This window comes from Synechococcus sp. CC9311 (assembly GCF_000014585.1).
In the GTDB taxonomy this organism is placed as follows: domain Bacteria; phylum Cyanobacteriota; class Cyanobacteriia; order PCC-6307; family Cyanobiaceae; genus Synechococcus_C.
This window is the reverse complement of sequence record NC_008319.1, coordinates 1,250,358-1,275,789: the sequence shown is the minus strand read 5'-3', so window position 1 is coordinate 1,275,789 and position 25,432 is coordinate 1,250,358. Positions and strand designations below refer to the sequence as shown.

Annotated in this window: 24 protein-coding genes and 1 tRNA gene; 12 read left to right on the top strand and 13 right to left on the bottom strand. The window is 50.9% G+C overall.

Features of this window, described 5'->3' with window-relative positions; translation table 11 throughout:
• Window positions 1–39: 39 nt before the first annotated feature.
• Together SYNC_RS06485 and SYNC_RS06480 are read right to left on the bottom strand one after the other, a co-directional pair.
• Window positions 40–906 carry an inositol monophosphatase family protein gene (locus SYNC_RS06485; RefSeq protein ID WP_011619319.1) on the bottom strand — a complete coding sequence of 289 codons (867 nt, stop codon included), beginning with the start codon at window positions 904–906 and terminating at the stop codon, window positions 40–42.
• The gene (locus SYNC_RS06480) at window positions 906–1,274 is read right to left on the bottom strand and encodes a 2Fe-2S iron-sulfur cluster-binding protein (protein WP_011619318.1); all 369 of its coding nucleotides are present in this window, start codon (window positions 1,272–1,274) and stop codon (window positions 906–908) included. Before SYNC_RS06480 ends, SYNC_RS06485 begins: the two co-directional genes overlap by 1 nt.
• 46 nt (window positions 1,275–1,320) lie before the next feature.
• Between SYNC_RS06480 and SYNC_RS06475 the strand changes: the two genes are divergently transcribed.
• Window positions 1,321–1,407 (top strand) — tRNA-Ser (locus tag SYNC_RS06475).
• Window positions 1,408–1,759: 352 nt separating this feature from the next.
• Here SYNC_RS06475 and pstB read toward each other — a convergent pair.
• The 3 genes from pstB to pstC are packed head-to-tail and all read right to left on the bottom strand — an operon-like array spanning window position 1,760 to window position 4,490.
• Entirely contained in the window at window positions 1,760–2,578 is an 819-nt protein-coding gene (pstB, locus tag SYNC_RS06470) for a phosphate ABC transporter ATP-binding protein PstB (protein WP_011619317.1), read from the bottom strand.
• A gap of 58 nt (window positions 2,579–2,636) precedes the next feature.
• On the bottom strand, window positions 2,637–3,539 hold the full coding sequence (pstA, locus tag SYNC_RS06465; protein WP_011619316.1) for a phosphate ABC transporter permease PstA: 903 nt from the start codon (window positions 3,537–3,539) through the stop codon (window positions 2,637–2,639).
• Window positions 3,540–3,542: 3 nt separating this feature from the next.
• Window positions 3,543–4,490 (bottom strand): phosphate ABC transporter permease subunit PstC, encoded by a 948-nt coding sequence (pstC, locus tag SYNC_RS06460; RefSeq protein ID WP_011619315.1) that lies wholly within the window; start codon window positions 4,488–4,490, stop codon window positions 3,543–3,545.
• 142 nt (window positions 4,491–4,632) lie between these two features.
• Here pstC and dnaK point away from each other — a divergent pair, with 142 nt between their 5' ends.
• Genes dnaK through murQ form a run of 4 tightly spaced genes read left to right on the top strand, consistent with a single transcriptional unit; the run spans window position 4,633 to window position 8,894 of the window.
• Entirely contained in the window at window positions 4,633–6,627 is a 1,995-nt protein-coding gene (gene dnaK, locus SYNC_RS06455) for a molecular chaperone DnaK (RefSeq protein ID WP_011619314.1), read from the top strand.
• The gene (locus SYNC_RS06450) at window positions 6,611–7,516 is read left to right on the top strand and encodes a DnaJ domain-containing protein (protein WP_011619313.1); all 906 of its coding nucleotides are present in this window, start codon (window positions 6,611–6,613) and stop codon (window positions 7,514–7,516) included. The genes dnaK and SYNC_RS06450 overlap by 17 nt, the downstream gene beginning before the upstream one ends.
• Window positions 7,517–7,560: 44 nt before the next feature.
• Window positions 7,561–7,962 carry a DUF3110 domain-containing protein gene (locus SYNC_RS06445; protein WP_011619312.1) on the top strand — a complete coding sequence of 134 codons (402 nt, stop codon included), beginning with the start codon at window positions 7,561–7,563 and terminating at the stop codon, window positions 7,960–7,962.
• A complete protein-coding gene (murQ, locus tag SYNC_RS06440; protein ID WP_011619311.1) occupies window positions 7,959–8,894 on the top strand; it encodes an N-acetylmuramic acid 6-phosphate etherase in 936 nt (311 codons plus the stop codon). The genes SYNC_RS06445 and murQ overlap by 4 nt, the downstream gene beginning before the upstream one ends.
• On the opposite strand, the gene mtnP is transcribed toward murQ, so the two are convergent.
• Window positions 8,888–9,805, bottom strand: a complete 918-nt coding sequence (mtnP, locus tag SYNC_RS06435) for an S-methyl-5'-thioadenosine phosphorylase (protein ID WP_011619310.1) — start codon at window positions 9,803–9,805, stop codon at window positions 8,888–8,890. The genes murQ and mtnP overlap by 7 nt on opposite strands.
• Before the next feature lie 86 nt (window positions 9,806–9,891).
• Between mtnP and SYNC_RS06430 the strand changes: the two genes are divergently transcribed.
• On the top strand, window positions 9,892–10,317 hold the full coding sequence (locus tag SYNC_RS06430; RefSeq protein ID WP_006852597.1) for a peptidylprolyl isomerase: 426 nt from the start codon (window positions 9,892–9,894) through the stop codon (window positions 10,315–10,317).
• Between the two features lie 4 nt (window positions 10,318–10,321).
• Here SYNC_RS06430 and ribBA read toward each other — a convergent pair whose 3' ends face one another.
• Window positions 10,322–11,932 carry a bifunctional 3,4-dihydroxy-2-butanone-4-phosphate synthase/GTP cyclohydrolase II gene (gene ribBA, locus SYNC_RS06425; protein WP_193328843.1) on the bottom strand — a complete coding sequence of 537 codons (1,611 nt, stop codon included), beginning with the start codon at window positions 11,930–11,932 and terminating at the stop codon, window positions 10,322–10,324.
• A 101-nt stretch (window positions 11,933–12,033) separates the two neighbouring features.
• On the opposite strand from ribBA, the gene argC reads away from it, so the two are divergent.
• On the top strand, window positions 12,034–13,098 hold the full coding sequence (argC, locus tag SYNC_RS06420; RefSeq protein ID WP_011619307.1) for an N-acetyl-gamma-glutamyl-phosphate reductase: 1,065 nt from the start codon (window positions 12,034–12,036) through the stop codon (window positions 13,096–13,098).
• Here the strand turns inward: argC and purN are convergent.
• Entirely contained in the window at window positions 13,089–13,799 is a 711-nt protein-coding gene (purN, locus tag SYNC_RS06415) for a phosphoribosylglycinamide formyltransferase (RefSeq protein ID WP_011619306.1), read from the bottom strand. The two genes, argC and purN, sit on opposite strands and share 10 nt — an antisense overlap.
• Before the next feature lie 9 nt (window positions 13,800–13,808).
• Between purN and SYNC_RS06410 the strand changes: the two genes are divergently transcribed.
• The 3 genes from SYNC_RS06410 to SYNC_RS06400 are packed head-to-tail and all read left to right on the top strand — an operon-like array spanning window position 13,809 to window position 16,779.
• Window positions 13,809–14,180, top strand: a complete 372-nt coding sequence (locus SYNC_RS06410) for a DUF1257 domain-containing protein (protein ID WP_011619305.1) — start codon at window positions 13,809–13,811, stop codon at window positions 14,178–14,180.
• The gene (locus tag SYNC_RS06405; protein ID WP_011619304.1) at window positions 14,180–15,877 is read left to right on the top strand and encodes a PDZ domain-containing protein; all 1,698 of its coding nucleotides are present in this window, start codon (window positions 14,180–14,182) and stop codon (window positions 15,875–15,877) included. The genes SYNC_RS06410 and SYNC_RS06405 overlap by 1 nt, the downstream gene beginning before the upstream one ends.
• Window positions 15,859–16,779, top strand: a complete 921-nt coding sequence (locus SYNC_RS06400) for an N-acetylmuramoyl-L-alanine amidase (protein ID WP_011619303.1) — start codon at window positions 15,859–15,861, stop codon at window positions 16,777–16,779. The genes SYNC_RS06405 and SYNC_RS06400 overlap by 19 nt, the downstream gene beginning before the upstream one ends.
• A 58-nt stretch (window positions 16,780–16,837) precedes the next feature.
• Here the strand turns inward: SYNC_RS06400 and SYNC_RS06395 are convergent, their stop codons facing one another.
• On the bottom strand, window positions 16,838–17,524 hold the full coding sequence (locus SYNC_RS06395; RefSeq protein WP_369791618.1) for a helicase DnaB: 687 nt from the start codon (window positions 17,522–17,524) through the stop codon (window positions 16,838–16,840).
• A gap of 195 nt (window positions 17,525–17,719) precedes the next feature.
• Between SYNC_RS06395 and SYNC_RS06390 the strand changes: the two genes are divergently transcribed.
• Window positions 17,720–19,318 (top strand): glucose-6-phosphate isomerase, encoded by a 1,599-nt coding sequence (locus SYNC_RS06390; RefSeq protein ID WP_011619301.1) that lies wholly within the window; start codon window positions 17,720–17,722, stop codon window positions 19,316–19,318.
• A gap of 4 nt (window positions 19,319–19,322) precedes the next feature.
• Here SYNC_RS06390 and leuS read toward each other — a convergent pair whose 3' ends face one another.
• Together leuS and SYNC_RS06380 are read right to left on the bottom strand one after the other, a co-directional pair.
• Window positions 19,323–21,926, bottom strand: coding sequence for a leucine--tRNA ligase (gene leuS / locus SYNC_RS06385; RefSeq protein WP_011619300.1), 2,604 nt, complete (start codon window positions 21,924–21,926; stop codon window positions 19,323–19,325).
• Between the two features lie 42 nt (window positions 21,927–21,968).
• Window positions 21,969–22,199 (bottom strand): hypothetical protein, encoded by a 231-nt coding sequence (locus SYNC_RS06380; RefSeq protein WP_011619299.1) that lies wholly within the window; start codon window positions 22,197–22,199, stop codon window positions 21,969–21,971.
• Between the two features lie 542 nt (window positions 22,200–22,741).
• Between SYNC_RS06380 and SYNC_RS06375 the strand changes: the two genes are divergently transcribed.
• Window positions 22,742–23,935 (top strand): site-specific integrase, encoded by a 1,194-nt coding sequence (locus SYNC_RS06375; RefSeq protein WP_237699293.1) that lies wholly within the window; start codon window positions 22,742–22,744, stop codon window positions 23,933–23,935.
• 114 nt (window positions 23,936–24,049) lie between these two features.
• On the opposite strand, the gene SYNC_RS13795 is transcribed toward SYNC_RS06375, so the two are convergent.
• Together SYNC_RS13795 and SYNC_RS14660 are read right to left on the bottom strand one after the other, a co-directional pair.
• Entirely contained in the window at window positions 24,050–24,277 is a 228-nt protein-coding gene (locus tag SYNC_RS13795) for a DUF1651 domain-containing protein (RefSeq protein ID WP_011619296.1), read from the bottom strand.
• 364 nt (window positions 24,278–24,641) lie between these two features.
• Window positions 24,642–24,836 carry a hypothetical protein gene (locus SYNC_RS14660; protein ID WP_167897193.1) on the bottom strand — a complete coding sequence of 65 codons (195 nt, stop codon included), beginning with the start codon at window positions 24,834–24,836 and terminating at the stop codon, window positions 24,642–24,644.
• Window positions 24,837–25,432: the final 596 nt, after the last annotated feature.

Here is a 25,432-nt window from a genome sequence, read left to right as displayed (position 1 = left end):
TCAACGAATCACGAACAACGATCTTATGACTGTCGAACCTCAAGCCCCATAAAGCTTGGGTTCAAAGGCGGTAACGCTAGTCAACTCCTTTTTTAGGGGTAGATGAAGCCCGGGTGAGGTCGCGAGAATCCTGCCCTCATCAACATCAAATGGGGTGTCTTTGTAATCACCAACACAACCACCCGCACAAGCCACCAAAGCGGCACCTGCGGCGAGGTCCCATGGCGCCAAACCACGCTCCCAGTAGCCATCTAGTCGTCCTGATGCAACAAAAGCAAGATCAACGGCAGCGGCTCCCCCCCGACGAACACCACGACAACGATGGGTTAACCAACAAAACTCGGCGTAATTGTTATCGATCCGCTCATGCCTGTCGTAGGCAAATCCTGTGACAAGAAGGCTGTCTTGCAATGTGCAGCAATCACTCACCTGAATGGATTTGTCGTTCACAAAGCTGCCTTGGTGAGGGGAACACCAATAGGTCTCGTTAAGGAAGGGCACTGCCACCGAGCCCAGTAGTGGTTTCCCCTTCCAGATCAAGCCCACTGAGGTAGCGAAGAAGGGATAACCATGAGCAAAATTTGTTGTTCCATCGAGGGGATCGACGCACCAACACAGGGAACTGGGAGTCCCACTGGGGCCGGATTCTTCGGCAAGGATCGCAATCGAGGGAGTGTTCTCTCTCAAATAGTCGAGAACCACCTGTTCAGCGGCTACATCGGCATTCGTGACCAAATCGCCAACGCGGCCCTTGCTTTTGATACTGCTGAGGCGGCCGTAATGCTGCATCAGCACGGCCGCACCGAGATTTGCAGCAGTGCGAGCAAGCTCTGCAAGCTCTTGCTGGCAGGAATCGTCAAGTTGAGCATCGCTGGCAACTTGCCGGCAATCAAGCGCTGATGACATCACTCTTCCTCCAGTGGAATGCCGGGACGAACACGGCCGCGACCAAAATGACGGCCGAATTGAAGCTCATAAACCTCATCTTCATCTTGTGTGACTGCTTCTAGAGGCCCCATCGCTCTGGCAACGCAAAGCAATCCATAACCCTGTTGCCTGAGTTCTTTTGAGAGTCCCATGGCCTCAGCTTGATCAAGGTTTCCCTTTTTAATTTTTACCGCGCAGGACGTACAGCAACCATTACGACAGGAGAAAGGAAGCGGATCTCCCTGCTGCTCGAAGCTTTGGAGGATGTACTCCCCCTCAGGAACCTGATGGGTGATCGTTCGTCCAGCCTGTAGCCAGTGAATTGTGACTGTGTGCTTTGGTCTCATATCAGGCCCTCAGGAAACGCCCTGCTACATTCTCACTTCAGCCACTGGAGAGGTGGCCGAGTGGTCGAAGGCGCAGCACTGGAAATGCTGTATAGGGGCAACTCTATCGAGGGTTCGAATCCCTCCCTCTCCGTTCAAGCTCCTCAACCCCTTGCTTTGCGAGGGGTTTTTTATTGGAATCAATACATCCATGGAATGTGGGTCGTCAGTAAGAAGTGAATTGTTGAGAAAGCCATCAAGACGAGAACGACAGACGGAACACACTGAGCGAATCAATCAGATAAAAATAAGCATCTCAAAAACCATCAAAGATCATTAACTAGGTAAATCATACTAACGTCAAATCTTAATTCTTAAAAGTTTTAACAACGAACAAGATATTATAATGATGAGAAGTGGATCTCCAGAGTAAGTTTTTGGGGATTGAATCCATTGAATCTGAGACAGCACTAAGTTGGAAAGAACAGAAATGTTTGATGATTCAACTAGCCAAAGCGACCGGAAACGTAATCCTGGGTAGCCTGTTGTGAGGGAGCGTTGAAGATCTTATCTGTATCATTAAATTCCACGAGATATCCCACTTTTCCTGATTCCCCGTCTACAGCCTCAGCATTAAAGAATGCTGTCATATCACTCACACGTACAGCTTGCTGCATGTTGTGAGTGACGATCACGATAGTGAAACTTTTTTTAAGCTCATGGATGGTTTCCTCAATCTTCAAAGTTGAGATTGGATCGAGTGCAGAACATGGTTCATCCATCAAGATCACTTCAGGCTCAATTGCTATGGTGCGTGCAATACAAAGGCGCTGTTGTTGACCTCCTGATAATGAATTTCCGCTTTCATTGAGTTTATCTTTACATTCATCCCATATTGCTGCTTGACGAAGTGATCGCTCAACTAATTCATCCATATCGCCGTTATAGCCATTGATACGAGCACCAAACGCTATGTTTTCATAGATGCTCTTGGGAAATGGATTTGGTTGTTGAAAAACCATTCCTATGCGACGCCGAACTTCCACAGGATCAACTTCAGGAGCATATAAATCCGCACCATCAAAAAGAATTCTCCCTTTAAGAGAACATCCCTCAATCAAGTCATTCATCCGATTTAAGGCACGTAATATTGTCGATTTACCACAGCCTGAAGGTCCAATAAAAGCTGTAACTTGCCCTCTAGGAATATCACAATATACATTTTTTACTGCCTCAAAATCACCATAGCTAATGGTTGCATTTTGAATAGATACGCAAACGTCAACATTGGGATCGGGTGATTCAGAGGAAGATGTAGCGGTCATAGATAGGAAGGATGTTGTGTCTGCAAATTGAGTGGTTTAACGTTGTTAATCGTGCATGTCATTGACTGGCTATCCTCCCTAGCCAACGAGCTAGCAAGTTGAGTACAAGAATGAACACAACAAGAATAAAGGAGGCTGCCCAGGCGAGTTGGTTTTGAACCTCATAAGGCTGAGCGGAAAAATTGTAAATTAAGACGGATAAAGTTGCAATTGGTTCGAAGATCCCATTCGGCCAAAATGGTGAAAAAAGTGCGGTAAAAATCAAAGGTGCAGTTTCACCAGCCGCTCTAGCAATCGATAACACAACTCCAGTTGCAATTGGGGTGAAAGCCTTAGGGAGAGTGATTTGGCTAACGGTCACGAACTGAGAGGCGCCGACTCCGAAAGCTGCACGCCTTAGGTCGTTGGAGACGAGTTTCAAGCCTTCATCGGTTGTCTTGACCACAGTGGGAAGCATCAAGACAGAGAGAGCGGCTCCTCCAGCGATAGCACTGAATGTATGGCCAAAGAGGATTCGAGTGGAAACAATAACTCCATAAACAAAAACACCAGCAATAATCGATGGAACTCCAGCAAGTACGTTGGTTCCAAATCTAATAAACTGAGAAAATCTGCGACCGGTAGAGTATTCCGCTAAGTAAATTCCACCGCCAACACCAATGGGAATTGCAAGCATTGTGGCAATAGATGTGACAACAATACTTCCAATAATTGCATTGCCGACACCTCCGCCTTCACCGCCTGGAGGCGGAGGAAGCTTTGTGAATAGATCAAGATTTAAACTTGCTACTCCCTTTATTAGAATATAAACAAGAACAGCTATAAGTGGCAACACAGCCAATATGGCAAAAAAACCAGCCAACACAGATAAAAGACGACTACTGATATTGCGCTTTCTCCAGCTTTTATAGTTCAGGTCAGGGATTCCTTCTGCCGACCTAGCGATTGAGGGATACTTCATGGATCAGTACTTAAGACTCAAACGTTTTACGAGCCATTGAGCCAAGATGTTAACGATTAAAGTCAGCACCATCAAAACAAAAGCTGCATACATCAGCGAAGAGAGTTGCCCTACATCTGCTTCACCAAACTGGTTCGCCAGCATGGCTGAAATAGTATTTCCTGGAGCTAGTAATGACCAGCTAAAAACATTAGAGTTTCCGATAATCATTGTGACCGCCATTGTTTCCCCCATAGCTCTCCCGAGGGCAAGCATCACTCCACCAACAATTCCTGATACAGCCGCAGGCAAAATGACATTCAGAATGGCTCCCCAGCGCGTCGCCCCAACGCCATACGCTGCCTGGCGTAGTTGAATCGGTACTTGGTTTAATGAATCACGGGCAATGGCAGTAATGATGGGTAAAATCATCACAACAAGAATTAAAATTGCTGGTGCTATGCCTGGTCCCAATGGTTCAGTACTAAAGAGGGGTATCCAGCCAAAATCCTCATAAAGGAACATGAGAAATGGTCGAATAAATGGCTCTAAAATAAAGATCGCCCACAACCCTAAAACCACAGAGGGAATGGCGGCTAGTAGCTCCACCATCAAGCCAATAGTATTTCTGATCTTGAGTGGAATAATGTTTTCTGTAATGAATATTGCAGTACCAACTCCCAAAGGAACAGCAATAACAAGTGCCAACAAAGAGGTCACAAGTGTTCCATAGATTGCTGTAAAGGCACCGTATTCATCATCAACAGGGTTCCAGTTGGACGTGACCAAAAACTTCAGTCCGTACCGTCCCATGGACTCCAAAGATCCCCAAAACACCACCACAAGGATTGAGATGAGAATCAGCGCAACCATGGAGGCCATGACCACCACCAGCTTCTTAAAACTGCCATCCACCAACTTTTCCGCTGGTGGTCTGCTTCGAAGCAGGTATTGAGCCTTGAAATCGGTCACTCTGCAGGCAGACAGATTTCCAAACCGTACCCGTGCGCCTGCTGTTTGACAGGGATGAGAAAGAACACCACAGGATTCCTCTACATAGGAGCTTGGTGATTGGAGTTTGGCCCGTTAGCTTGGAGACACCAAATGCGCGGTTATGGGCCGGATCGTCGGAATCGACCTGGGAACCACGAACTCCGTTGTCGCCGTGCTTGAAGCGGGTCGACCGGTGGTGATTGCCAACGCGGAAGGAACTAGGACAACTCCATCAGTTGTGGGCTACACCAAAGAGGATGAGCTGCTGGTTGGGCAGCCCGCAAGGCGCCAGCTCGTCCTGAATCCTCGCAACACTTTTTCAAACCTCAAGCGGTTCGTGGGACGCGCTTGGGATGAGCTAGACGACAACACGCTCACCGTTCCCTACACCGTGAGTGCGAACAACCAGGGAAACGTTCGTGTGGCATGCCCTCAAACAGAACGTGAATATGCCCCGGAAGAGCTTGTCTCAAGCATCTTGCGCAAACTTGTTGATGATGCGAGCACCTATTTAGGCGAAACGGTAGACGCAGCCGTTCTCACGGTTCCGGCCTACTTCAATGATGCCCAGCGCCAGGCCACTCGAGACGCGGGACGTCTCGCCGGCTTGTCGATTGAGCGAATTCTCAATGAGCCCACGGCTGCAGCCCTCGCCTACGGCTTTGATCGCAGTGCAGTTCGTCGTGTTCTTGTCTTCGATCTAGGTGGAGGCACCTTCGATGTCTCACTTCTCCGAATCGCCAACGGTGTGTTCGATGTCAAGGCCACAAATGGTGACACCCAGCTTGGTGGTAATGACTTTGATCAACTCATCGTTGATTGGCTTGCGGAGTCTTTTCTCCAGCAACACCAAATTGATCTGCGCAGGGATCGTCAAGCGCTTCAACGTCTCACTGAAGCGGCTGAAAAAGCCAAACAAGAGCTCTCAGGCGTTTCAACAACACCCATTTCACTTCCTTTCATCGCGACCGGTGAAGAAGGCCCCCTTCACATCGAGACCTCCCTCGATCGCAAAACATTTGAAGGGCTCTGCCCTGATCTTCTTGATCGACTGCTAACGCCTGTTCAGGCTGCTCTTCGTGACTCAGGCTGGCTTGCGGAAGATATTGACGATGTTGTGCTTGTGGGTGGCAGCACGCGGATGCCCATGGTGATGCAGCTCGTGAGGACGTTGATTCCCCATGACCCCTGTCAATCCGTCAATCCCGATGAGGTGGTGGCTGTAGGTGCAGCCGTACAGGCCGGAATCATTACCGGAGAGCTGAGAGATCTTCTGCTCAATGACGTCACACCCCTGTCCCTTGGTTTGGAAACTGTGGGTGGACTCATGAAGGTTTTGATTCCACGGAATACACCTATTCCAGTGCGTCAATCCGATGTGTTCAGCACCTCTGGTGCCAATCAATCATCTGTGGAAATTCACGTTTGGCAGGGTGAGCGCCAAATGGCGCAAGACAACAAGTCTTTAGGCCGTTTCCGCTTATCAGGTATTCCTCCTGCTCCCCGTGGTGTCCCGCAAATTCAGGTTGCTTTTGATATTGATGCCAACGGAATCCTTCAGGTCAGTGCAACCGATCGCACCACGGGTCGCAAACAATCCGTCACGATCCAAGGTGGATCGAATCTCAACGAAGACGAATTAAAAGCACTACTAGCCGAAGCGGAAGCTCGCTCAGATGAAGACCGACGCAGGCGTGCGGCGATTGAGCGGCGTAATTCAGCCCTGACTTTGGTGGCGCAAGCGGAGCGACGTCTGCGCGATGCCGCTCTAGAGCTTGGTCCATATGGCGCTGAACGACAGCAGAGAGCTGTTGAAATGGCGATGCGAGATGTCCAAGATCTTCTTGAGCAGAATGATCCTCAGCAATTAGAGATGGGCGTTAGCGGCCTTCAAGAAGCTCTCTTCGGTTTAAACAGACGCCTTTCTGCAGAACGAAGCAGCGATGCAGGTCCACTACAGGGCATTCGCAGCACGCTCGGGACGTTAAAAGACGAACTCTTCGCAGACGACGATTGGGACGATGACCCCTGGTCCACGGGTAATAGTCGTTCCGACGAACGAATAAGAAGTGGACGTCGCGGAATCGACCCCTGGGATGATGACTTCTATCGCTGAGCCCGATTATTGGGCCCTCCTAGGTCTCAATCCAGGAAGTGACGGAGACGCGCTGAAGAGAGCTTTCAGGCGTGAGGCAAGGCGCTGGCACCCTGATCTCAACGGGAACGATCGCCAGGCTGAAGAGCGCTTCAAACTTGTCAATGAGGCCTATGCCGTCCTCAGTGATCACGACAGGCGTGACGCATGGGAGAGACGTCGCACCGGTCGCAGCAGTAGCAAAGACCCATTTGCTTCAGGATTCCCAGATTTCGAGGAGTATCTAGCTGTTGTTCTGGGCATTGGTAATCCTTCAGAGCCTGATCGGGCTGAACCCATTTACGAGGAGGATCAAGCACAATCCGAGGACAGACCAACTCCATCTCCCCAACCACCTCCGCCTGTTCGCTCTCAAGACAATCTTGAAACAACGGTTGTCTTGACCCCTGACCAAGCCCTTCACGGTACGGCTGTGAATTTGGAGCTTGCCGATGGAACGGTGATCGAAGTTGAGACGCCTCCATTCGCAGGGGATGGTTGGCGCCTTCGTTTGGAGGGAGTCGCACCTGGCGGACGTGATCATTTTTTACAGCTGCAAGTGGTGACCGCTGAGGGGCTTCGCATTGATGGATTGCGCGTGCTTTACCGCTTGGAACTGTTTCCTCCGGATGCGGCCCTTGGGTGCGCGGTAGATGTTCCAACGCTGTCGGGATCCGTCACCCTTCAAGTACCTCCAGGTTCATCGAGTGGTCGTCTGTTGCGATTAAGAGAACGCGGCCTGGCCTGGAACGACCGACAAGGAGATCAACTGGTGGAGGTGGTCATCGTGATTCCTGCCCAATTGAACGATGACGAACAAGCGCTTTACCAGAGGCTTCAGGAACTGAGTTTGGACCAAGGTCGGATCTAATCCATGACCTTCGATGAGAGACTGAAATCGACCTCAAACAACCCATGCTCGTTCACGTCCTTCTTTACGACGCCGGTCAGGACAGTGAGGGCATCCATTCCCTTGAGTTGTCTGGCCAAACTGTGGTTTTGATGTTTGAAAACTGCGACGACGCCGAACGATATGCAGGCCTGCTAGAGGCTCAGGATTTCCCAACACCAACCGTAGAAGCTCTCGATCAACACGAAGTGGAGCTGTTCTGCAAAGAAGCCGGGTATGAAGCGCGACTTGTCGAAGCAGGTTTTGTTCCCAAAACAGATGATGAGCGCCTGATGCTGGCTCCTCCAAGTTCCAATCGAGACGTCAGCAATTGGCAAACAGAAAATCAATCGGTGGATAGCGTTCAACCATCAAGCGCAAGCGATGGTCTGGATGATGTCCGCCGTCGCCTGGAAGGTTTGCTGTGAATCCCTCCGAAAATCGGGGCTACCTCACAACAGAGCAGTCCAACCCCCGCAGCGTTGATTTGGACGTTTTGTCCACAGACGATCTGGTGAAGCTATTCATCGATGAGGATCGCAGACCTCAATTAGCTGTTGAAGGTGCTTCAGAAGCTCTCAGTGCGGCAATCGATGCTGTGGCATTGCGTTTAAGCAAAGGCGGGCGCCTTTTTTACATTGGAGCAGGAACCTCCGGCCGTCTTGGTGTTTTGGATGCTGCTGAATGTCCGCCTACCTTTTGCAGCCCACCAGAATTGGTACAGGGTGTTTTGGCCGGAGGTGCTCCGGCCCTTCTGCGCAGTTCAGAGGGACTTGAGGATCTAGAGACGGCTGGAGTTGACGACCTCAAAGGACTTCAATTCGGCGCAGACGATTGTTTGGTTGGCATTGCCGCTGGTGGCACCACACCTTATGTACGTGGTGCACTGCAATACGCCGTTGATTTGGATGCTTTGGCTATCGCTATGGCCTGCGTACCCGCAGAACAGGCACCCATGCCTTGCCACCTGGACATCCGCTTGAACACAGGACCAGAACTACTGACAGGATCAACGCGTTTGAAGGCGGGAACAGCCACAAAAATGGCACTCAATATCCTTTCCACCGGGGTGATGGTGAAGTTGGGAAAGGTCTACGGGAACCGCATGGTTGATGTCGCTGCCAGCAACAGCAAGCTTGTCGACCGCTCCCTGAGAATTTTGACCGATCTCGTTGGTTTATCTCGTGAGCAGGGGCTTCCATTGCTGACGGAGGCACAGGGATCGGTCAAAAGGGCTCTGGTGATGGCGGCTGGATCCATGGATCTTCAAGACGCCCATACCCTGCTGGATAATCATGACGGCAACCTACGCGCAGCCCTTGGTTCGATCGGAATCACCCTGAATGCAACCGCTCAGTGAGATTGAGCAGTCGCAGGCCCCCAATAGGCACTTGTGAATAAATCCAGGCGATGCCTGATTGCCTGAGGAACGGCATCTGGAGGCGTCATCAAGGCATCCTTGAGGGCGTGATGAGCCGGTGAAGAAGGACGTTCACCGCCTAATTTCTCCATGAGGGCGAAGAGGATTGGCCCCGTGGCAGCGGCATTGGCCTTGAGGTTGCCAATGATCATTTCAACGGTCACAGCGTCGTGCTCGGTATGCCAGCAATCAAAATCAGTGACCATGCTGAGGGAGGCATAGGCGATTTCAGCTTCTCTTGCTAAACGAGCTTCGGTGTGATTTGTCATGCCAATCACATCGCAACCCCACTTGCGGTACAGCTCACTTTCAGCTCTTGTCGAGAAAGCCGGACCTTCCATGCACAGATAGGTACCACCACGATGCAGGCGATGCCCCGAAGGCATCTCGGTAGTGGCTGCGGATGCAAGCAGATCACTCAATCTCTCGCAAAACGGATCCGCCAAACTGACATGGGCAACGCAGCCATCTCCAAAAAAGGATTGGGGCCTCTGCATCGTTCTGTCGATGAACTGATTGGGGACAACCATGTCTCGAGGGCGCAGATGTTCCTGAAGAGATCCCACGGCGGAAACCGAGATCAACCAGCGCACCCCTAAGGACCTCATGGCCCAAATATTTGCCCGATAGGGAACTTCGCTAGGAAGCAGGTGGTGCGAGCGTCCATGACGGGCAAGAAACACCACCTCAACTCCATTCAGCTGGCCAACTCTCAAACAATCAGAAGGAACGCCGAATGGAGTGTCCAAGGTGACCTCCTCAACGGATTCGAGTCCTTCGATCGCATACAAACCACTTCCTCCAATCACACCAACTCGCGCGTCTTGGAGGGAAGAATGGAGTGTGGACATGGTTTAAAAAAGGGCGCGTATTGACACTCATCTTGCTCGCTTGCCTAAGATCCGTTTTTGCCTTTGGTGCCTTGACGACAGTCCTGATGAAAACGGATGCCGGCCAGATCAAGCTGGAAATGTTCGATCAAGATGCTCCGAACACCGTCGCCAATTTTGTGAAGCTCGCTCGAGAAGGTTTCTACGACGGTCTTGCTTTCCATCGCGTCATCGATGGTTTTATGGCACAGGGTGGATGCCCCAACAGCCGTGAGGGTGCCAAAGGAATGCCTGGAACAGGCGGTCCTGGCTACACCATTAATTGCGAAATCAACAGCCGGAAGCATGCTCCTGGCATTCTTTCGATGGCTCATGCCGGTAAGAACACAGGCGGAAGCCAGTTCTTCATCGTTCATGAAGCTCAGCCCCATCTCGATGGTGTTCATACCGTATTTGGACAAACCGGTGACATGGATGTTGTTCTTGCCTTAAAAAACGGCAGCCGTATTGAAAGCGTCACGGTGACCGACTAATCCGTTAGGACCAGTGAATCAAAATCGGCTGGTCAGATTCGTCTGACCAGCTGTTTTTTTTGTCACTCAAAAGAGAAGCCAAGTCCCTTTCTTCCCGATTGAGTTGCAATGAAGGATGGAGACGTTGTTCCGCTTTCGCCGTTTTCAAGAAACCAAGCCTTTTTGTTTCTGTCCAAGACGCCAACGTCTTGAGAAACAGCTCAATCGCGGAAGTCTCGCCAGAAACAGTCCACACAAATTGAGGACGTTCCCAAAGAGCAAGGAGTCTTGGTGTTTGTTCTGCCTGCAAGGTAAGACTAGATTTGACGGCTAACGCCTCAGCCCTATGCAAAAGATCTGGGAGTTTAGCGATAAATTCTTCGCCACAATCCCAGGCCAAAGTTGCAATTTCAGCGGCATTATACTCATTAAACAAGTGTCCTAGTTTGTCTCTCTTTGTAGCTAAATAGTTGGCATTATGGTCACCTGGATTAATGATTAGTGGGACTCTGCTCACCACTTCCAAGCCATAACCACCGAGTCCTGCAATTTTGCGTGGGTTATTGGTCAGGAGTCTTAAGCGATGAATACCAAGATCACCAAGGATCTGCGCTCCAACTCCATAATTTCGTAGATCGGCTCCAAATCCCAGCTTCTCGTTTGCTTCAACGGTGTCAAGGCCTCCATCTTGGAGGCTGTAAGCCTTCAACTTATTGATCAGACCAATGCCACGTCCCTCTTGCTTCAAATAAACAACAACACCTTCACCTTCTTGCTCAATTTGAGACAGCGCGGCTTCAAGTTGTGGCCCACAGTCACAACGAAGCGAACCAAAAGAATCCCCTGTCAGGCACTCTGAATGCATCCGAACCAACACAGGTTCTTGCAATTGCCCGGGGACACCTTTCACGAGGGCAACATGCTCACTGTTGTCCAGTTCATTGCGGAATCCGATCGCTTGGAACTGTCCAAACCGACTGGGCATCACACACTGAGCATGACGACGAACAAAACGTTCGTTCTGAAGTCGATAGCTGATGAGGTCAGCAATGCTGATGAGCCTTAAGCCAAATTGTTTGGAGTAGTTCTGGAGTTCTGGCAGGCGTGCCATCGACCCATCGGAGTTCTGAATTTCGCAAATCACCCCCGATGGAATAAGTCCGGCGAGCTGAGCGAGATCCACCGCTGCTTCTGTATGTCCAGCACGCTTGAGCACGCCTCCAGAACGGGCCCTCAGGGGAAACACATGCCCTGGACGCCTTAGATCGGATGGCTTGGCATCAGCCTGAAGCACAACCTGAATCGTGCGAGAGCGGTCCTCCGCTGAAATTCCAGTCGAAACGCCATGCTCAGGCCCGGCATCAATACTCACCGTGAACGCCGTTTGATTTTCATCGGTGTTGCGATCAACCATCAAAGGGAGGTCGAGAGCATCGAGACGATCTCCTTCGATCGCAAGACAGATCAAACCGCGAGCCTCTTTGGCCATGAAATTGATCTGCTCTGGCGTCGCAAACTGCGAAGCGCAAATCAAATCTCCTTCGTTTTCACGGCGTTCGTCATCGACGACAACAACGCACTCGCCATTACGGATGGCGTTGAGGGCATCGGGGATGGAGTCAAAGATCGGATCCATGCTCTCGGAAGCTACGGCTGAATGGCTCAGCGTTCTAGGTATCCAACAAGCTCTCATCATGATCGACGCCAGTACGATCAGCCGATCATTTCGCTCAGTTCATGGCGATCAAACGAGTTGCGGTCATCGGAGCATCCGGTTATGGGGGCTTGCAAAGCCTGAGGCTGTTGCAGTCCCATCCCGAATTTGAGATCAGCCTGCTCGGCGGAGAACGCAGTGCTGGCAAACGCTGGAGTGAGCTCTGCCCGTTTTTGCCCCTTCCGGATGATCCCCTTGTGGAGAGTCCTGACCCCACCAGAATTGCCGAGTGCGCTGATGTAGCTCTGCTCAGCCTTCCCAATGGACTGGCGAGTGGACTGGTTCCTGGACTTCTTGAACGTGGTGTTCGGGTCGTTGATCTCTCCGCTGATTACCGCTACCGCTCGCTCGATCAGTGGGCGAGGGTCTATGCCCAGGAGTCTCTCTCTTGCAAGCGCACGGATACTGACCTGTGTATGGAGGCGGTCTACGGATTGCCTGAGTGGAATGCTTCCGCCATCGCAACAGCACGATTGGTTGCCGCACCTGGCTGTTTTCCCACCGCGAGCTTGCTGCCTTTGTTGCCCTTCCTCAAGCAAGGGTTGATCGAACAAGACGGTGTGATCATCGATGCAAAGACGGGCACATCCGGTGGTGGACGCGCTGCGAAAGAACATCTTCTGTTGGCGGAGGCCTCTGAATCGATCTGTCCTTACGGCGTTGTAGGCCATCGCCACACCTCAGAAATTGAACAGATGGCCAGTGAGGTTGCAGGATGTGGCATCCAGTTGCAGTTCACACCGCATCTGGTTCCAATGGTTCGCGGGCTGCTGTCAACGGTGTACGCCAGATTGCGGGACCCTGGACTAACGGCCGAAGACTGCACCACTGTTCTCGATAGTTTTTACCGCCATCACGCCTGCGTCACGGTGTTACCTGTTGGCACCTACCCAGCAACCAAATGGGCCAAACACACCAACCGGGCCTTTTTATCCGTGCAAGTCGACAACCGAACCGGACGGCTTGTCTTGATGAGCGCTGTGGACAACTTGATGAAAGGACAGGCCGCACAAGCCTTTCAATGTCTCAATCTCATGGCAGGTCTGCCGGGTGAAACAGGTTTACCGCTAGTTCCCTTCTATCCCTGAGCTTCGCTGGGAAGTTTCTCGGCGGCCTGGCGCCAATTCAATCCTGCAAGAGCGATAGCCCAGGGCAGAATCCGATGTTCCTGAGATTGAATGCGTTGGGCCAGGGAAGCTCGACTGTCGTCCTGAAATACTGGAACAGCCGCTTGGGCAATGACCGGTCCGGTATCCACATCAGCCTGCACCAGATGAGCAGTGCAACCACTGATCCGTACCGACGCTTGGAGAGCTTGCCCAACCGCATCGAGACCTTTGAAGCTGGGCAGAAGGGATGGGTGGATATTGAGCAATCTGTTTGGGAAGGCTTCAATCAACACTGGAGTGACAATCCGCATCCAGCCAGCCATCACGATCAGTTCCACATCGGCCTCAAGGAAAGCCTTAACAAGTGCGTGATCGAGACTTTCTCTCGTCTCAAACTGTCGATGATCCAATAATTGGCAAGGGATATCGAGACGTTGTGCTCTCTCTTCAGCGCCACAACCTTGGTTGTTGACCACTAGGAGGTGAATGTCGGCATGCAGCGCGTTGGCAGAAATCGAGTCTTGGATCGCCTCGAAATTGCTTCCATTGCCAGAGGCCATCACTCCGAGACGCAGCGGTGGTTCAAAGTGAGGCCAATGCTGAATCAATGGGGAAATCAGCTCGAGACCTGAATCGAGAGAATCATCAACACAGTGGCTAAGGTTCGTACGCGCGGGCATCATGTGCTCATGTCCCATCTGACCATCCTGCCAACCGTCATCACGGACCTCGAGCTTCTTGAGGAAACTCTGTTGGCAGAGAACTATCTCGTACAGCGACCAGGGCTGATCAAAACGTTTGGCCAGGATATTTATTCAGCTGAATTAGTAGCCACAGATTGCAGCGGGCTGCAAATGGGCTGGAAGCGCGATGTCGATGGATCGTTGGTGTTGATGCTGGACCTTGGTCAAACCAAAGATTCCAAAGGACATAAAACGCATCTAAAAACTATTTTGCGGGCCTACGCCCTGAGGTCAGCCCTGCGCTCCGCAGACGAAACCAACTTGAGTCCTTCCGTTTCAACGAAAGACCAGCAGGGAGCTGAGCGAGCCATTTGTTGATGGATCGCGTCAGGATTTCGATCGATCTCTGTGAGCCTGCTCGTCAGCAACTCAGAGTGAAACTCGAGTGGAAACCTCGTGTCTTTCATCAATCGTGGTTGATGCCCGTATGGACTCCTGGGTCGTACACGGTGCGTGACCATGCACAGCATCTTCATAGTCTTCGGTTTCAACAATCAGGTCGTGTCATAAGCGCCAAGCGAGTTGCACCTTCGTGCTGGGAAGCAGAACTAGAAGACCTCGACCCGGTTTGCTTGACCTACACGCTGGAAGCCCGCCAACTCACGGTGCGCACCAATCACTTAGATCCAGATTTCGCATCTCTGTGCCTGCCGGCAGTGGTCATGCTGATTAATGGAGAGCGATGGAATCCGCATCTTCTCCATCTAACTTTACCGACCGGATGGTTAGAACACTTACCTCTGCCACGTGTTGACGATGGCTTTGAAGCAAAAGACTTTGACCATCTCGTCGATACACCCATCCACGCCGGTCCCTTTCATTCACGCCCTTTCAAAGTTTGTGGGCATCACCATGAATTACTAACGATTGGCGAACCACCGATGGGGTGGCCACCGACATTTCAAGCCGATATTGAGGCGATGTGTGAAGCCGCTTGCACGTTGATGGGAACCCCACCACCGGCTGGAGATCGCTATCAATTAGTGATTCAGCTTCTCGATCAAGGCTATGGCGGTCTTGAGCATGATCACGCGTCAGTACTTCAATTTTCCTGGGAAGCTCTAACTAAAAAAGATGGTTATCGACAACTTTTACAATTAATTGGGCATGAATACTTTCACCAATGGAATGTACGTAGGTTACGGCCCGGTGCCTACGTACCCTATCGATACGACAAGGCTGAAATCAGCGATGGACTCTGGTTTGCAGAAGGGGTAACCAGCTATTTTGATCTCACTCTGTCTCTCTTAGCATCTAAATCTGATCGGCAAACTTTCCTTGAGGATTTAGGCAAAGACATTTCTCATGTACTCCTTAATCCTGGATACAAGATCCAATCCTTGGCTGATAGTTCAAGAGAAGCATGGCTAAGGCTCTATAAGCAAACCCCCGCCAACTCTTTGACCCAGATCAGTTATTACCGGCTCGGGACTGTTATTTCATTCTGCCTTGATGTTCAACTAAGGCAGGCCGGTTCGGCACTCTCCTATGTCGTTCGAAATCTTTGGCAGAGCTTGGGACGTCATGGCAAGGGATATGAACCAAAAGATCTAATCCAGGCCGTGGCTGTTCGCAACAAGGCACTAGCTGAGGTTTTACCAACCTGGCTTGAAACAACGATGGTGGCTCCAATTCACGACAGCTTGAATGCCCTTGGCTTGATGGCCGTTCCGATTCACTCGCAGCATGCAGACGTTGGGATGCAACTTTCTAAGCAAAAAGGTCGTGTGTTGATCAATAAAGTGAGCCCTGGTGGTCCTGCCGAACAAGCAGGTCTCGTACCAGGTGATGAGGTGGTCGGCGCTCATGACTGGCGTCTCAGAGGTCTTGAGCATTGGCAAGCACTTCTTCAAGGCCCCGAACAGATTCCTGTCCTTTATGCACGTCGCGGCCGTCTCAGCTCGACAATCCTGAAGAAAAAGGATCCAATTGTTGAGCACTGGGAGATCACCTGGGACCCTGGTGCATCGTCATCACAAAAAGAATTACGTGATCGATGGTTTTCAATCGTGTGACTGAAATCTGGAAGCGAGTGCAGTCTCACCTATTCCATCGTGGTGCGACTCTGATTCTTTGTAGTGGCACTCTGGTTCTTGGCATCGGTGCTCTGGCCTGGTTGAGCAATGATCAAAGTGGTGCGCTTAAAGCCAGCAGTCCATCGCTGCTCGATCTACTTGATGAAGTAGGCAGCGAGGCGAAACGAGAACGTCAAAAAGCTCAGCCATCCAGCCAACCGCAACCCCCCAGGGCGATTTCCTGGTCTTCACCTCTAGCCAAACAATGTTCAGGCTTTGACGCGAAGGTCAAAAACCGGCTTGATGATCAACAACGCACACTCCAGCAACGAAGAGTGTCCGTAGCGACTGATCCTTCTAATTTTGGAGAACGCTTCAGGATTAATCCCTGGGGAGCAACTCTCAATCCTGATCCACGCGTCGTTGTACTCCATGAAACGGTGTACTCGCTTCAATCAGCTGTGAATACCTTTATGACTCCCCATCCCAGAGATGCAGATCAAGTGAGTTATCACACGGTGATTGGTCTCGATGGGAAGATCGTTGACCTTGTGGATCCACTCAAGCGCGCCTATGGAGCGGGCTATTCGGCTTTTCTTGGTGAGTGGGCCGTAACGAATGCAAAAATAAGGGGGTCAGTCAATAATTTTGCGCTTCACCTAAGTTTGGAAACACCTCGAGATGGCAGTAATAGCAGATCGACGCATAGCGGATACTCAACAGCACAATATGATTCATTAGCGCTTGTACTCAAAGACTGGATCGATCGTTTTGGATTTACTCCAGCGGCGATTACGACCCATCGGCATGTTGATCTTGGTGGAGAGCGTGGCGATCCAAGAAGTTTTGATTGGGATCAACTGCAAACACGTTTAGCTGCCTTAGAAGTTCTATGCCCCTAGCGAATCAGCATAGATTTTGTCATGTGTTAAGAGACTGTCAACCCCATAGAATCAACCCTTAAACCAACAGTTGAGTGGTGGGACGATGCTCCGAGAAGATCAAGCCATGTAACTCAGTGTCTTGCATGTATCGCAAGACGCGCCTTGGATAATCAAGTTTTCCGTTATGGAGATAAGCCAAAGTTGCGATCGCTTTAGCATCAACATACGAACGACTCGCAATTAGTACTTGATCAGGAGATAGTCCTAATTCACTTTTAAGTCGAGCAATTTTTGCCGCAAGTAACTCAACATTAGCTTCAGGATTCATTAAAAGATTTCTGGCTTCAGCGATTTCTGATTTTGATGGATGCAACGGAAGACGACCTTGATGAATTAATTCACTAATTCCAAGCTGGGCAGGGCCGTGAGTTGACACAAAACCTGAATGCACAACAAATGGAAGATCCTCTCCGGGCTTTGAATGCTGGATTTCATCAAACAAGATCGCTGTCACCAGCATCGGGTTCACCCGATAGCGTCGCGACTCCCTTTTGATGACTGGCTTTAGTGCTTGAAGTCGATTGACTGTTTGGGTTCGCAGAGGCTGGAATTGATCCATACCTCGGGTGAACAACTGAGCAAGTCGAGTCTGCGGCCCATGCACACCAAAACGGCGCTGCAACAGAAATAGTTCTTCTGGGCTGAAGACACTCGGATCTCTCTGGATGGGCTGCGTCTGGATCTCAGCATCGATCGATGGCAGTTGCGCGGTGCTGCGAAGGTGAGCAACGGACAAACAGATGAAGCCCAGAACTCCCGCTATGGCAACAACCTGACGTCCAAAAAGACTCACAAAACACAGTCAACGTTTCCGCCGAGAGAATAACCGCGATATTCCAATTCGTGGGCATCTCGGACAATCACGGATAGGTTCGGTGACGAAGGTTCTCCGCAAGAGATGAGCTTCCCGGATTTCAGCGCCATTGATAGCCAGACCCAGTGGCAACGCTTTTGCGATTTGCTTTGGTATCACGACGATCTCGGCCTTTGGCTCGATGTCAGTCGGATGCATCTCAACAGTTCTGCTCTCGAGACGCTCACTCCCCGACTTGAACAAGCTTTCAAGGCGATGGAGGACTTAGAGGGAGGTGCGATCGCAAACGCAGATGAGCAACGCCAGGTTGGACACTATTGGTTACGTCAGCCGCAGTTAGCGCCCGATCAACAGGTTGGGGCAAGCATCTCTGCTGAAATCGACGCCATCGATGAATTTGGCAAGTCAATTCTTGCTGGATCCATTCAGGCTCCAAACGGACAACCTTTTACGGATGTTCTTTGGATCGGGATCGGAGGCAGTGCCCTTGGACCTCTACTCATGGTTCGCGCTCTTCAGGACCATCAAGTAGGCCTTCCGTTCCACTTTTTCGACAACGTGGACCCCAATGGCATGAGCCGGGTTCTTGCAGGCCTCGGTGATCGTCTCCGTACAACATTGGTAATCACGGTAAGCAAATCGGGGGGGACACCCGAGCCCCACCTCGGCATGGAACAGGCAAGACATCGTCTTGAAGCTCACGGAGGCAGTTGGGCAAAGCAGGCGGTCGTTGTCACCATGGCGGGCAGCAAGCTCGATCAGCAAGCCGAAAAAGAGAACTGGCTCCAGCGTTTCGACATGTTCGACTGGATTGGTGGTCGCACCAGCATCACGAGTGCTGTGGGTTTACTTCCTGGTGCCTTGATTGGTTGCGATATCCGTGGGTTCTTGGCCGGGGCCGCCCAAATGGACGAAGCCACTCGCTGTCCAGATGTGCGTCGCAATCCATCAGCTTTGATGGCAGCAGCCTGGTATGCCGCTGGTGAAGGCAAAGGCAAACGCGACATGGTCGTGCTCCCTTACCGAGATCGTCTCGAGGTCTTCAGTCGGTATCTCCAACAGCTGGTGATGGAATCACTCGGCAAACACCTTGATCGCGATGGCAAGGAAGTGCATCAAGGCATCGCGGTCTATGGAAATAAGGGATCAACCGACCAACACGCGTACGTCCAGCAACTGCGTGACGGCATCGACAATTTCTTCGTGACGTTCATCGAAGTTCTGCGTGATGTGGATGACATCCCTTCGATCGAAGGGGAACGCCCTGGAGACTTCCTTGATGGGTTCCTGCAAGGAACGCGCTCAGCGCTTACGGAAGGAGGTCGTCAAAGCTTGAGTATCAGCATGCGTAGCTTTGATGCACGCCGTCTCGGAGCGCTGATCGCCTTGTTTGAGCGGGCCGTTGGTTTATACGGAGAATTGGTCAATGTGAATGCCTATCACCAGCCAGGAGTCGAAGCGGGCAAAAAAGCCGCTGCTGCCATTCTCAATTTGCAAAAACAAGTGGAGGAGGTCCTTTCCGACGGAGTGTCCAGATCTGCCGTGGAAATCCAAAAGGCCATTGGGTCAGGCACCGATGAGGCCATTTTCTGGATCCTGCGGCATCTCACTGGCAACAATCGTGGATACGTGGCACAGGGAAGCTGGGATCATCCAGCATCAATGCGCTTCAGCAAAGGCTGAACGGTTAGGAGCTCGGCACCAGGTTGACGAGCTTTCCTGGAACCACAATCACTCGTCTAGGGGGCTTGCCTTCAAGCCAGCGTTGGGCCACATCACTGGCAAGAGCCAACCTCTCTAGTTCTTCCTTGCTGCAGTCAGCGGCTACGGACATCGATCCCCGTACCTTTCCTTTGACCTGAATTACCACTTCAATGGACGCCAAGACCAAGGCCTCTGGGTCATGGTCAGGCCATGGCTGACAGTGAACACTGTCTTCACCGCCGAGTCGTTGCCAAAACTCCTCGGCCAGATGCGGTGCAAATGGCGCCAATAAGCGCACAAGAGCTGACATCGCTTCCTGCCGAACGCCAGGCGAGGCTTGCGCCAAGCCAGAGGAAAGGGAGTTGCTGAGCTTCATCAGCTCTGAAATCGCTGTGTTGAACTGAAAGTCATCGCTGAGATCCTCGCTAACGGCCTTAATGGCCTGATGCACAGCACGACGAATGTCACTGTCTGATTCGCCCGTTGCAGGGGAGACTCCGTCATGGTTGACCTCCGAATCAACCAAACGCCAAAGACGCTGCAAGAAACGGAATTGGCCCTCTACATCAGCGTCATCCCATTCCAAATCCTTTTCAGGAGGCGCTTTGAAAAGAATGAACATCCGAGCAGTATCGGCGCCATAACGATCGATCACAGCGGCAGGATCCACACCGTTGTGCTTCGACTTGGACATTTTTTCAAACAAAACTTCTAACGGTCCACCATCATCCGGATCGAGGGGATTGGATTCGTCTTTGACCGCCGCCGGGGAGATATAACGACCAGTTCTTGGATTGCGGTAGGTGGTGCCCTGCACCATGCCTTGCGTTAGCAAACGTTCAAAGGGTTCCTTTGTTTGCAGTAAATCACGATCATTTAATGCCTTAGTAAAAAAACGCGCATACAATAAGTGAAGAATTGCATGTTCAATTCCCCCCACATACTGCTTTACCGGCAACCAGCGATTCACAGAAGTTGCATTAAATGGAAGATCTCGATTATGAGGATCGGCAAATCGAAGGTAATACCACGATGAACACATAAAGGTGTCCATCGTGTCGGTCTCACGCCGAGCTGGTTTTCCACATTTAGGACAGGTGACACTGACCCAATCCTCCGCACGAGCGAGTGGTGATCCTCCAGCTCCTTTCAGATCAATTCCAGTTGGCAATTCCACAGGAAGCTGATCGCGGGGAACCGGAACAGCCCCACAATCATCACAATGAATGATTGGAATTGGACACCCCCAATATCTTTGCCTAGAGATCAGCCAATCTCGAAGTCTGTATTGACGCTTAGCCCGAGCCCAACCGTTTTCGGCCCCATGATTGGTAATCGCAGTTTTAGCCTCATCATTGCTTAAACCACTGAAGCCAGCACTATGAATCAGGGTGCCTGGTCCTGCCCAGGCTTCACCGTCATTAACATGTTCATTGGTACCTGAAACTTCAATCACTCTTTGAACAGGTAATTCATGTTGTCGAGCGAATGAGAAATCTCGAACGTCATGGGCTGGTACACCCATGACAGCGCCTGTTCCGTAATCGGCCAGCACATAGTCAGCAATCCAGATGGGAATCGATTTCCCATTGGCTGGATTGATAGCAACAGCACCTGTAGGAACTCCTCGTTTTGGTTGATCATCAGACGTTCGCTCATCTTGACTCAGTTCAGCCATGAGATCCCTGAATGCAGTCACCGAAATGCGTTCTTCACTTGTGGTGAGTTGATCAACAAGGGCATGATCAGGAGCTAAAACTAGATAGCTCACTCCAAACAATGTGTCTGGTCGCGTTGTGAAAACGGTGATTGAAGTGCCTGGATGGGCTTCCACTTGGAAATCGATCTCCGCACCAATGGAACGGCCAATCCAATTGGCTTGCATTGTGCGGACACGTTCAGGCCAGCCCTGAAGTTGATCGAGATCATCAAGTAGGGCATCGGCGTAATCCGTGATGCGTAAAAACCATTGGCGCAAGTCCCGTTTTTCCACCAACGCTCCAGAACGCCAGGAGCGACCATCCGCATCCACTTGCTCATTTGCGAGCACCGTTTGATCAACGGGATCCCAATTGACAGTGGCATCTTTTTGATAGGCAAGTCCGCCGGCATGCAGTTCCAGGAACAGCCATTGCGTCCAACGGTAGTAATCGCTATGGCACGTTGCTACTTCGCGATCCCAATCGATCGATAACCCCAGGCGACCCAACTGGCCTCGCATCTGAGCAATATTGCTGTCTGTCCAAACACCTGGTTCGATCTTCCGTTCGATTGCGGCATTTTCAGCGGGTAAACCAAAGGCATCCCACCCCATGGGATGAAGCACTGCATCACCCCGCATCCGTTGCACCCGTGCAATCACATCCGTAATCACGTAATTACGGACATGGCCCATATGAAGCGTTCCCGAGGGATAAGGAAACATCGACAACGCATAAAAGGCTCGCTGGCCTGGCTTCGGGTCCTGCGTTTCATAGAGACGCTGTTCCTTCCAAAGCGCTTGCCATCTCTCTTCGAGCGCAAGGGGTTGATAGCGATCAGTGGCCGAAGAGGCTGCGTTGGAGGATGGGGACGAGAAAGCCGTCACGGCAAAGGACCATTTGGACAGATCGTGACACAAATGCTGTTTTCAAAGGCCTCGGGGCAAAGGCCGGACCAGCAGCATGGCGGAACGACTGATCAAAACCGGGTCATCAGAATCAGAGGGTTGCAGCGCCAAACAATGTTGGTCTTGCCAGATCAGCACTCCAATCAGCCGACGTCCCTCGGATAATTCAAGACTAAGAATTTTCTTTTCACGAATCCATGTCTGCAGCAAGCGAATGCTGGGCAAGCTCGGATCAAAGGAACTTGGCTCCATAGATCAGAGAGGCGTCGGACATTTCATGCTGCAATTCAGCAAGATTCGGAGCATAAGACACGAGAGGCTTGATCACGCTTGAATATTTGCCATTGACCAACAACTGGGCATAGAATCTTGTCAAAGGCACAGGGCAGCCAGAGCAGCGCCGGTTGATCCAACACCCAAAGCATTGAGTCCCGACGCAACCCGCTCAACGATGAACAGGGTCCAGCCAATAGAGCTCTTCATCGCGGCTCTCATCAAGCTCTTGAAGGCCAGCTGCTGGGTGATTAACGAGCTAAGAGGTCATCACCAATCACAACCAAAATCATCAACGACATCAGGAACAACGCCACAACCATCAGCAGCACTACATGTGGGGGTTGGCAAGATTATGTACACCAAATCTGCCACTACATGTGTACATCGGTCACATGCGGGTCTCAGTGATCTGACCATCAAGCAGCTCCAAGCGGCTGCGGGAGTTAGTCCCAATCGTCACAGAAAAGCAGATCTAATCCAACTGGCTTTACATCAAAAAGAGAATGGGGGACTGGTCCTTGCCTAAGACCACTTCCTCTAACCCTCGCTACATCACCCGAAGGAAAGGCAGGGATGGCTGGTATTTCATCCGATCTGTCCCTCCAAAGCTCAGAGGCGCCATCGGGTGCTCGACATGGCGACGCAAGGCGGGCAAAACACTGGGTGAGGCAAAGAGAAACGCTCTCGTGTTCCTTGAGGAGACCGATCAGCTCATCAGGGAGGCCAAAGGCCAGCAGGAAACGCCAGACCAGAAGCTTCTGTCAGTAGTGCCGTGGAGGGGCCTGTTCCCTGATGACCTAGGCACCATCACCCCTCGCTACCAACAAGAATTCCCCGGCCGACCTGAAAAAGACCTGGAGGGGACCTGCAAGCCGCCCAAGACACCTGATGACCTTCTAACCCTCGCAACCCTGATGAAGAGCCCTGCACCATCCACAAAAAAGGAGTGGGAAAGGCATTTGGGAAAGCTGATGGAGCACTGCCAAAAGCAATTCATTACGGCACTAACCAGAGATGACGCTCTGAGCTACAGGCATCACCTACTAACGACCACAGCAGCCAGCACCACCAAGACACGCCTTAGGTATCTCTCTGGCTTGTTCAATGTGGCCGTGGATGAGGGCTGGATCAACAGCAATCCGATTGAAGGCTTGACCAAAAGGGTCAGGGGCAAGGCCGTGGTGAAGCAGGTGGTGAGACTGGACCAAGCCGATGAAAGATGGCAGAACCTGCCGAAGCACCATCAACTGCTCTGGCATGTACTCAGATGGACAGGCAGTCATGCCTCAGAAGCAGCAGGACTCCGATGGGAAGACATTGACCTGAACCAGGGAACAATCAGCTTCAAGGGGCATGAGACAAGGCCCCTGAAGAACGAATTCAGACAGAGAACTATCCCGATCCATCACAAGCTGATGGAGATCCTTCGCATTGAAAGCGAGCTCTCTATGGATCACTCTGGCTTGATATTCCCTTGGGCTTACAACCCAAACAGAGCGCGTTGGGCGGAAGGAATGCATTGGAGTGACATCATCGGCGTGTCACCCAAAGCAACACGTGACTGGGCAGCATCGTGTCTGAGCACGAAGAATCTGAATGAGAGGGCCATTCGTAAGTTATTTGGCCACAGTCCAAGCAATACAAGCATCTCTGGTATCTATGGCTCAGTTGATTTGGACACGATGAGAAGAACTTTGGACCAGTTGGAATAAAGAACTACTAACTAAAAACTATTAAACGAAGACACTGACAACAACAATGGACTGTGGGTTATTTATTCAAAATCAGGATCTTTTTGCGAAATCAGCTAAATCTATAAGCGAGCCTCACCAAATAGCATTTGTCTCTTCCCAACCACCACGTAAAAGATGTTTCCAGAGACTTACAGCGTCCTCGTACCTCATATATCGGCGTGACAAAAGAAGAGCAGGCTGTCCATAGGGCATCTCTCGACCATGATCCACAAGAACGCGTGCATCGTCATTTATGATGTTTGGGTCACTATAAAATCTCACTGACCAATACTTTTGAGAGTCCTGAAGCCATCCGTCCATCGTCGTGTAAACGATTGATCGTTTATAATTAAGCGCACTTCAATTAATCTTTGCCTAAAGAGGCCTGATAATGAGCTGAGAGACCGATGAGAAATCTGAGAAAATGATGAGACGAAGCTCAATCCAACCTGACCAACGCTCTTGGCATCCTTCCTAGATCCACTGATCCGCTCAAAACAGTTATGCAGATCTTGCTGATCATCCAAGCTATTGAACATGTACGACACCCGCGTGATCAGTACAAGCGGCTCCCATCCCTTGATCAACTCAAGCAAACTGTGAGCCATCAATCGGGCGCGCGAGTCAACCTCTCCCTCTAGATCTTTGTGGTCTCTGTGTAGGAAACGCTCCGAGCCAGAAACAATCAAAACAGCGGTAAAACTTGGTTCAAGGGAGTTAAGCCTGAGTAAGACTCCCTCGCAGCACCGCCAACATGATCCTTAGTTATCTTTTTAAGAGTGATGTGTGAAAGCAATCTTCCAAAACCAGAACCTAACGCTGATACATAACCTACTTCTAGGGAAATACGTATTAAACTTCCTGGGGTCTGTTGTGTCATTTACGATCAGCACCTTCCTCGTCCTGATTGTCTGGGCTTAGACGAACTGTTTAGATCGCGTATAAATCAATCAACATCCACAAAACAACACGCGCCAATCCTTCGAGGAGCACTGACCAAAAGAAAAGCATGAAAGACATTGCTTTACTTAACTACTTCAGCAGCCTTGCCACACCGTCTTTCCTCTTGAGGATTGTCTGATGCGAGCTGGCGATAAGGAGGAAGTTGGCGTTTAAGAGCCAGCGACGAGGGGGAGCATCAGAGATCTAAAGCCTTTAGTAGGCGATTCCACATTTCCTCTCGTACTTCTGGGTCACCAACCATTTGGATTACGCCTGTGGAAGGCCACCAATTCAATTTGAGGTTACTGACCTCGTCGTCAAAAAAAGCAGATTCGAAATCGTGTCGGTGCTCCCAATGACAAGGCACACCAAGTTTTTCAACAGCAGCCTTTAGCTGAAGCAAAGATCCGTGGAACTCCATTGAATTACTGCAGACAGATCATTATAGGAACCTAATGATGCCTAACTATTAGACGTAAATGCTCGGTGCTTGACTCCATAAAAAATTCTCAACAAGCCCAGCCAAGGAGTCGT